The sequence below is a fragment of the Methylobacterium sp. WL7 genome (assembly GCF_008040085.1).
Classification (GTDB): Bacteria; Pseudomonadota; Alphaproteobacteria; order Rhizobiales; family Beijerinckiaceae; genus Methylobacterium; species Methylobacterium mesophilicum.
This window is the reverse complement of sequence record NZ_VRVG01000002.1, coordinates 114390-121000: the sequence shown is the minus strand read 5'-3', so window position 1 is coordinate 121000 and position 6611 is coordinate 114390. Positions and strand designations below refer to the sequence as shown.

Sequence of the window (6611 nt, the reverse complement as noted above, 5' to 3'; positions counted from 1 at the left end):
CTCCAGGCAGAGGCGGGGCAGGGGGCGGGCAGAGCCTTAAGTGCGCGTTCAGGATCGGGGCGTCAACACGGAGGAAGCGCGGTCTCCGCCGGGGCCCCGACGTGTTCTGGCACACCTCGGAGACTGGCGCGCATTGGCTAACGGAATGGTCATCAATCGGTGGCCACAATTCTCGCAAGTTCACGGCGGATCAGACATGGCCGGTTTGGGCATGGAACAAGGCACCGCACCTAATCCTACGTAGTAGGACTAGATACTGGTACCTGTAATGCCCAAATTGATCGCAAAGCTGCCGCAGAGATGCTTGCATTGACGCTCAGCCTCACGGACCCCGCGGCACACCGGTTCGACCGGGCGGCGGGGATCTGAACGGTCCAAAACGGTTCGGAAGGACACGACATCATGGAAACCGAAGCTCTCGAACGCCCGGCCGATCTCACGATCTGGCGCACGGCCCCGGCGACCGCCCCGCTGGCCCAGCCCGAGCGGTACGGCACCCTGCGCGAGGCGATCGCCGCCGCCGCGGGCGCCCTGACCGATCCGGCCAAGCAGCCCTGGATCATCACCGAGGAGGGTGAGATCCTCTCCCCGAACTGGATCCGCACCTACCTGAACTGACACGACGATGCGGCTTTGCACCTTGAAGATCGCCGCGCGAACTTTCGGAGCGCGAAAGTCTTCAGGTGCAAAGCCCCGTCATGCCGCGGCAAGCGTGATCCATTTAAGCCGAGCGCGTCCGGCCCGGTCTGCCGTTGACAGGACATGCGCCCGGCAACATCCTCCGCGTATCGCAGCGCGCGGCGTACGATTCGAATGTCGTCCTGAGACAGGACCTTCGGCGTAAGCCGGCTCCTGAAAAGCGCGAGCCGCGTCCGTGACCGCCGTTGCGTTCGATACGTTGCGCTTCGTTCACAGCCTCCGCGACAAAGCGACGATGTCTTCGGAGCAAGCCGAAGTGCTGGCCGACGCCGTCGCAGAGGCGATCCAGAGCAATCTCGCGACCAAGTCGGATATCGAAGCTCTGCGGCTCGCCAACAAAGCGGACATCGAGGCTCTGCGCCTCACCAACAGGGTCGACGTCGCCGAGACGAAGGTTGAGATCCTCAAGTGGGTGCTGCTGGGCGCGATCGGGCTCCAGACGCTCGTGATCGTCGGTGCGGTCATGGCCCTGACACCGGGCCTGCGCTGACCGCACGCGCAATCTGCCACGCGCGATCACGCAGGGACGGCGGCCATCGCTGAAGACCGGGGATATCGGGGATCGCGATCGGTGCCCCGCCGGCTCACTCGGCCGCGTCGGAGCGGCGGAATCCCTCGATCCCGACCTGCTCCGGGTTGATCGCGTGCAGCGCCCGGCGCGCCGCCTCCAACGGGTGCTCGGCCTCGATCCGCACCGACGTCAGGTCCGGGCTCTTGTAGACGGTGACGATGGTGTCCATCACCTCGGTCAGCGTCGTGCGCTTGTCCTCGGGGGCGGCGATCAGCAGCTGCAATCCCCAGGCGCGGTAGAGATCGACCAGCGCCTGGCTGTTGCGCACGTCAAGCTTCGAGAACGCCTCGTCGAGGAGGCAGAGGCCCAAGCCCGGATTCTCGTCGCCGGGCCGGTCGCCCGGATAGTAGGCGCTCGCCAGCGAGGCCGCGATCGCCACGTAGAACGGCGCCTGCGCCTCGCCCCCCGATCCGCGCAGGGCCCGCGCCGACATCGTCGTGCGGTTGCCGGCCGCGTCCTTCATGCCGATCTCGTAGACGAAGTAGTTGCGGTAATCGGCGAGCCGGGCCGCATCCTCCTGGCCGGCGATCAGCGCGGTGATCTCCTCCAGCGCCGCCGCCATCGGCCCCTCGGTCTCGCCGGCGAGCAGCGCCTGCGCGGCCTCGGGCGAGCGGGCGGTCTCGGTGGCGAGCGCGTGGACGGCGGCGTAGCGCCGGTCCACGGCCGCCTCGAACGCGTAGGTCTGGCCGGTGAAGCTGCGGGCCGAGAGCCGCTCGTTCAGGGCGGCGAGCCGGGCATGGACCCGCTCGAAGCGGTCGGCCAAGCGGGTCAGCAGATCCTCGGTCATGAGCCGGCGCATCTCGACCTCGGCCCGCTCGGCCTGGGCGCGGTAGCGGCGCAGCTCGTGGCCCTCGACGGCCTCGTATTCCTTCCGGACCCAGGCGTAGCCGTCGATCGCCGGGGCGTCGCCGGCGTTCAGCGGGTTCTCGACCCGCCAGGCCGAACAGGCCTCGGTCAGCTCGCGCTCGGCGACGCGCCCGTGCGAGCGGGCCGCCTCGGCGGACTCCCGGGCGAGTCCGCGCTCGGTGGCGGCCCGCGTGCCTGCGGCCTTGGCGTCGAGGCCCGCGAGCGCGCCCCGCGCCTGCGCGATCACGCCGACGTTAAAGGTCTCGGAGCGGGCGAGGCGCACCCGCGCCGCGTCGCCGCCCATCGCCTGCCGCAGGGCCGAGCGCCGGGCCGCCAGCGCCGCGCGGGCGGCCTCGCGCACGGTCCCGAGGCGCGCCCGCAGCGCCGCCTCGTCGGCGAGCAGGCGGTCGAGCTTCGGCTCCAGCTCTTCGGACAATTCCCGCAGGTAGCCCATCCGCTCGGTGGTCAGCGCGGCGATCTCGGCGGTGAGGCCGGCATTGTCGCGCTTCTCGATGCCCTCGCGCTCGGTCTGGAGCGTGCGCCGCCGCCCCTCCAGCCCGTCCAGTTCGCCCCGGAGGGAATCGACGTCGTCGAGGCCGCGCGCGATGCGGGCCCGGACCGCGGCGGCGGTGCGGGCGGCCTCGCGCAGGACCGCCGCCTCGCCGCGCAGCCGCCGGGCCTCCGCGACCGCGACCTCGTGCGCCCGGCGGCTGTCCACCGTGGGCCCGCGATGGCCGCGGGTCATCAGCAGGTCGACGCTGCGGGTCACCGAATAGGCCATGCCGGCCGTGGTCCGGCCGCTCGGCGCGACGGCGCGGGACAGGCGGGCGAGTTCGGCATCGTCCTTTGCCAGGTCGTAGCCCCCGAGCCGCACCCCCAGAAACGCCTCCGCATGCGGGTCGCTGGTCTCGATCACGGTGAGCGGGCCGTCGTCGTAGCGGCGCGCCCGCTGCTTGGCGGTGTCGGTGGTCTTGACCAGGATGCAGCGGTGGAACCGGTCGCGGCCCGATTGCAGGACGCCCAGCGCCTCGCTCAGCCGGTCGGGCGCCACCACCAGGGCCTCGCGGGCGCGCCCGAGCAGGCCTTCCAGAGCGGGCCCCCAGGTCGGGTCGACGATCTCGGCCAGCTCGCAGATCGGCAGAGCGTCGATGTCGCGCCGCGCCAGCTCGCCCCGGAACGCCACCGTATCGGAGGACAGGCGCGCCGCCGGGCCGCCCCCGGTGCGCGGCGCGGTGCGCTCGGCCTCGCTCTCCTCCGCGCGGGCCTTGAGCGCAGCATCCTCGGCCGCCCGCTCCAGCGCCTCGTCGAACTCGGGCAGGCGTGCCAGCCCGTCGATCAGTTCCGCCAGGGGCCCGTCCGGGCGCAGGATCTCGTCGGGTGAGGATTCCCGGCGCAGGCCGGCCCGGGCGCAGGATTCCGCGAGGCGGGCCGCCGGCGGGCAGGCCTGGCGCAGGATCGGGGCGACCGGCTGGAGCTTGCCCATCTGGCCGACCAGGCCGACGAGGTCGGCGATCCGGGCGGAGAGATCCTTCCGGTCCCGCTCCAGCATCGACAGGCCCAGCGTCGAGGCGGCGAGCCGGCCTTCCGCGGCGCTGCCGGCGAGCAGGGCCTTCTTCTCGGCGATCTCGCCGTCGATCTCCCGGACGTGGCCGCGGCTCGCCGCGACCCGCTCCCGGGCGATCCGCACGGTGTCGGCGCCCTCGCGCAGGCGCAGCCGGACCGCGACGAGGTCGAGGCTGCGGCGGCGCAGCTCGGCGCAGGCCGCCCCGAACTCGTGCGTGGCGGCGGCCAGCACCGCCTCGCCCCAGGCCTCGTAGCGGTCGCGCAGGCGGCGCAGCCGGGCGAGCCGGCTCTCCAGCTCGCCGATCGTCTCCAGCAGGCGGCGCCAGTTGGCGATGGAGAGCCGCACCCGCTCGACGTCCAGGGGCTCCGGGTCGAGCACGAAGGCGCGCACGAAGGCGCTGGTGTCGAAGATCGGCTTGAACGCCACGGCGTTGGAGAAGCTGCGCAGGAAGTGCCGCGGCTCGGGGGAGGGCGCGCCCTCCCGCAGGGTCGCCAGGATGTCGGCGGTGAAGCGCTCGCCGGAGGTCCGGTATTCGGTGAAGCTCGCCGCCCGGGCGCGCAGATCCGCGGCGATCTCGCTCCACGGCGCCGTGAAGCTGCCGCCCGGGGCGGTGCGGGCATAGTCGGCGATCTCGAACCGGTGCCCGACCGCTATGAAGCGGGACAGCACCGTCTCGCGCGGCTCCACCGCCCGGGCGGCCAGCGCCAGCCCGACCGTGACGGTGCGGCCGGAGGCCGGATTCTCGAACACCAGGGCCAGCACGGTCTCGCAGGATTCCCGGGTGGGCCTGCCGCCCTCGGCCGGGTCGCTGATCCAGCCCAGGCAATAGTCGCGCACCGTGCGGGCGCTGCGCCCGGAGGCCGAGGCGTTCAGCGCCAGCCGGCTGGCGTTGTTGCCGGCCAGCACCGTGCCGACCGCGTCGAAGATCGTGGACTTGCCGGCCCCCGTCGGCCCGACCAGGGCGGCGGCGCCCCGGAGGCGGATCTGCTCGCGCCGGATCAGGTACCAGTTGGAGATGGCGATGTCGGTGAGGACGTACACGATGTCGGGAGGCCGGGCCGCTGTCGGAGGGTTGCGTGGTCCAGTTGGCCGGGTTCGGCCGCGCATGCAAGCTTCGGCGTGACCGGCGCCGGGCTGTCACCTCCGCCGGGATTCACAACTTGTCAGACAATTTATCGCTTGTATCGTCCCCCCGGGGGGATCGATCAGAACCATGCGTGCCAGCCTGAAGCTCACTTTGAGCGGCCTCTTCGCCCTGCTCCTCCTCGCCGCCGCGCTTCAGGGCGGATTCGCGATCCATCGGATGATCGCCCTCGACAGCCAGCTCGCGGCGCTGCTCGATCACGCGGTGCTGTCGATGAACGAGGCGCAGGCCATCGAGGCCCTGGTGATCCGGTCGCGCCTCGCGCAGGTCCGGTTCGTCACCGCGGCGGCGGAGACCGAGCGGCAACTCACCGTGAAGGAAGTGGACGGGCTGACCCGGGAGCGGAACGCCAAGGTCGAGGCCTACCGGGCGCTGATCGCCTCGCCCGACGAGAAGGCCCGGTTCGATGACCTCCTCGCCAAGCTCAAGGTCCAGCATTACGACTGGGAGCGGCTGCGCGGCTTCAGCCTCGAGCAGCGCGACGCGGCGATGTCGTATTTCCGCGGGACGATGAACGGCCATTACGTCGCCGCCGCCGGAGCCGCGCACGCGCTGGCCGAGATGAACATCCAGGCCGGCGACGCGGCCGGCCGCAGCGCGCGCCAGAGCCAGGCCGAGGCGGTCCGCTCGACCGTGATCATGTTGGGCGTCACGCTGCTGATCGCCCTGGGGGCGACGCTCTACAGCTTCGTCGGCGTCTCGCGCCCGATCACCCTCATGACCCGGGCCATGCGCCGGCTGGCGGACGGCGACGCCCGGGCGGAAATCCCCTACGCGGCCCGCCGGGACGAGATCGGCGCCATGTCGGCCGCCGTGGCGGTGTTCCGGCAGAACCTGCAGCATACCCGCACCCTGGAGGTCGAGGCGGCCCAGGCCCGCGCCGCGTCCGAGACCCAGCGCCGGGAGGCGACGCGGACGCTCGCCGACCGGTTCGAGGGCGCCGTCGGCGGCATCGTCGGCTCGGTGACCGCGGCGGCGACCCGGTTGCAGGCCACCGCCCAGGGCCTGAACGCGACGGCGGCGCAGACCGCCGGCCAGTCGACCGGCGCGGCGGCGGCGGCCGAACAGGCCTCCACCAACGTGACCACGGTGGCGGTGGCGGCCGAGCAGCTGGGCTCGACGGTGGACGAGATCGGGCGCCAGGTCGGCGCATCGGCCGATCTGGCCCAGGCCGCCGTCCGCGAGGCCGCCGCGACCGCCCAGCTGGTCCAGGCCCTGAGCACGGGCGCGCAGCGGGTCGGGGAGGTCGTGTCGCTGATCTCCTCGATCGCCGACCAGACCAACCTGCTGGCCCTGAACGCCACCATTGAGGCGGCGCGGGCCGGGGATGCGGGGCGCGGCTTCGCGGTCGTCGCCACCGAGGTGAAGGCGCTCGCGGCCCAGACCGCCCGGGCCACGGCGGAGATCGCGGCGCAGATCGGCCAGATCCAGGGCTCGACCGGCGAGGCGGTGCGGGCGATCGACGGCATCGCGGCCCGCATCCGCGACATCAGCGGGATGGCGACCGCGATCGCCGCCGCCGTGGAGGAGCAGGGCGCCGCGACCCAGGAGATCGTCCGCAACGTGACCCAGGCCGCCACCGGAACCGAGGCGGTGACCGCCAACGTCACCGGCGTGGCCGGCGCCGCCGCGGCGACCGGGCAAGCGGCCGGGCAGGTGCTCGATTCGGCCTCCGAGATGGCCCGCCATGCGGCGCAGCTCGGCGAGGAGGTCGAGCATTTCCTGGCGACGGTGCGGTCGGCTTGAGACGCCGGGTTACCGTTTGCGCCGAGCCCTTTTCCCGGGCG

At 72.5% G+C, this 6611-nt stretch carries 4 protein-coding genes; 3 read left to right on the top strand and 1 reads right to left on the bottom strand.

The genetic code is table 11. From position 1 onward, the window contains the following. Positions 1-402 precede the first annotated feature (402 nt). Entirely contained in the window at positions 403-618 is a 216-nt protein-coding gene (locus FV233_RS01210) for a hypothetical protein (protein WP_147857535.1), read from the top strand. A 256-nt stretch (positions 619-874) separates the two neighbouring features. Continuing rightward, positions 875-1189: a hypothetical protein gene (locus FV233_RS01205; protein WP_147896393.1), complete on the top strand. Its 315-nt coding sequence runs from the start codon at positions 875-877 to the stop codon at positions 1187-1189. 94 nt (positions 1190-1283) lie between these two features. Here FV233_RS01205 and FV233_RS01200 read toward each other — a convergent pair whose 3' ends face one another. Next, positions 1284-4721 carry an SbcC/MukB-like Walker B domain-containing protein gene (locus FV233_RS01200; RefSeq protein WP_147896392.1) on the bottom strand — a complete coding sequence of 1146 codons (3438 nt, stop codon included), beginning with the start codon at positions 4719-4721 and terminating at the stop codon, positions 1284-1286. Between the two features lie 172 nt (positions 4722-4893). On the opposite strand from FV233_RS01200, the gene FV233_RS01195 reads away from it, so the two are divergent. After that, positions 4894-6570, top strand: a complete 1677-nt coding sequence (locus FV233_RS01195; protein WP_147896391.1) for a methyl-accepting chemotaxis protein — start codon at positions 4894-4896, stop codon at positions 6568-6570. Positions 6571-6611: the final 41 nt, after the last annotated feature.

What these genes read in the sequence shown, in the direction of transcription:
- FV233_RS01210 (WP_147857535.1), top strand. Translation starts at nt 403, where the DNA reads ATGGAAACCGAAGCTCTCGAACGCCCGGCCGATCTCACGATCTGGCGC.
- FV233_RS01195 (WP_147896391.1), top strand. Translation starts at nt 4,894, where the DNA reads ATGCGTGCCAGCCTGAAGCTCACTTTGAGCGGCCTCTTCGCCCTGCTC.